This window comes from Pseudomonas sp. NDM, assembly GCF_003105095.1.
Lineage (GTDB): Bacteria > Pseudomonadota > Gammaproteobacteria > Pseudomonadales > Pseudomonadaceae > Aquipseudomonas > Aquipseudomonas moraviensis_A.
In genome coordinates this window covers 1-1,233 of the sequence record NZ_QETJ01000324.1, presented here as the reverse complement: position 1 = coordinate 1,233, position 1,233 = coordinate 1, and the positions used below count along the sequence as shown (strand labels likewise).

The 1,233-nt window shown below is 58.0% G+C and carries 2 protein-coding genes; both read right to left on the bottom strand.

The genetic code is table 11. The annotated features are described in order from the left end of the window. Positions 1-162: 162 nt before the first annotated feature. The gene (sutA, locus tag DCO47_RS26805; protein WP_016772583.1) at positions 163-489 is read right to left on the bottom strand and encodes a transcriptional regulator SutA; all 327 of its coding nucleotides are present in this window, start codon (positions 487-489) and stop codon (positions 163-165) included. A gap of 101 nt (positions 490-590) precedes the next feature. Continuing rightward, a complete protein-coding gene (locus DCO47_RS26800; RefSeq protein ID WP_042607117.1) occupies positions 591-1,016 on the bottom strand; it encodes a secondary thiamine-phosphate synthase enzyme YjbQ in 426 nt (141 codons plus the stop codon). Positions 1,017-1,233 lie beyond the last annotated feature (217 nt).

Genomic DNA, 1,233 nt, shown 5'->3' with positions numbered 1-1,233 from the left:
CCTGCTCGCGATAGCGGAGTGTCATTCAATTAGATGTATCTGATACACCGCTATCGCGAGCAGGCTCACTCCTACAGGGGATTCTGGTGGCTGCTCCATTCATGTCAGGCATGAAAAAGCCCGCAGCGACGGCGGGCTTTTTCAGCAAGCGAGCGACGCGCCTCAGATAGGGCGGCTGCCGTACTTGTTGTCCGGCTTCTTGGGCGGATCGGCGACCACGTTGGCCTCCACTTCCTGAACCTTGCCGCCGCGTGCAAGGAATTCTTCCATGGCCTTGGCCAGGGCGTCACGCTCCTTGTTCTTGGCTTCGATGCTCGGCAACTCGTCGACCGATACCGCAGCCTTGGCTTTGCCTTTGGCAGCCGGAGCCGGCGTGTCGTCACCGCCATCGTCCTCGGCAACGTCTTCCGCTGCCGCTTCCAGGCCTTCCTCGGCCTCGTCTTCGTCGCCTACTTCGAGGTCGTCGTTTTCCAGATCATCGTCGCTCATGTTCTACCTCATGACTTGCCAAAAGCAGATTAGTTATAGACCAGCTTTGGCGACTGTCGAAGCCGCCGTTGAAAAATCTTCCACCGCTGCCGTGCAGCGGCTCATGCCTGCTCACCGTGCAAGGTGGCGAGGACTTTACGGGCACCGCCATGATCACGGTGCTCGCCCAGATAAATGCCCTGCCAGGTACCCAGTGCCAGCCGCCCTGCCGCAACCGGCAGACTGACCTGGCAACCCAGCACGCTGGCCTTGAAGTGCGCCGGGAGATCATCCGGGCCTTCGTCGTTGTGCTCGAAGCCGTCTGTTCCTTGTGGGATCAGGCGATTGAAAAATCGTTCGAAGTCGCGGCGGACTGCCGGATCGGCGTTCTCGTTGATGGTCAACGACGCCGACGTGTGCTGCAGCCACAAATGCAACAGACCGACCCGACAGGTCTTGAGTTCAGGCAAGCCTGCGAGCAACTCGTCGGTTACCAGATGAAAGCCCCGGGGCCTTGCCCGCAGGGTTATCAGAGTCTGTTGCCACATACAGTTCTCCGCTCGTTCGGGGCGCATTCTAGCGTGCTCTGAAAAAAAACAAAGGCCCTAATATTCCTGCAGCGATGTAAGCGATTGCCCGCAGAAAAAGCCTCGTCGTAAAGACGACCAAAGCCGTAAGAAAAATCCTTTCAGCCGGTCCTTGAGTGACAAATCCCGGACAAAAAAATGCCCGGCGAACCGGGCAATTTTTTTATCGCGCGTACTT

What these genes read in the sequence shown, in the direction of transcription:
- sutA (WP_016772583.1), bottom strand. Translation starts at nt 489, where the DNA reads ATGAGCGACGATGATCTGGAAAACGACGACCTCGAAGTAGGCGACGAA.
- DCO47_RS26800 (WP_042607117.1), bottom strand. Translation starts at nt 1,016, where the DNA reads ATGTGGCAACAGACTCTGATAACCCTGCGGGCAAGGCCCCGGGGCTTT.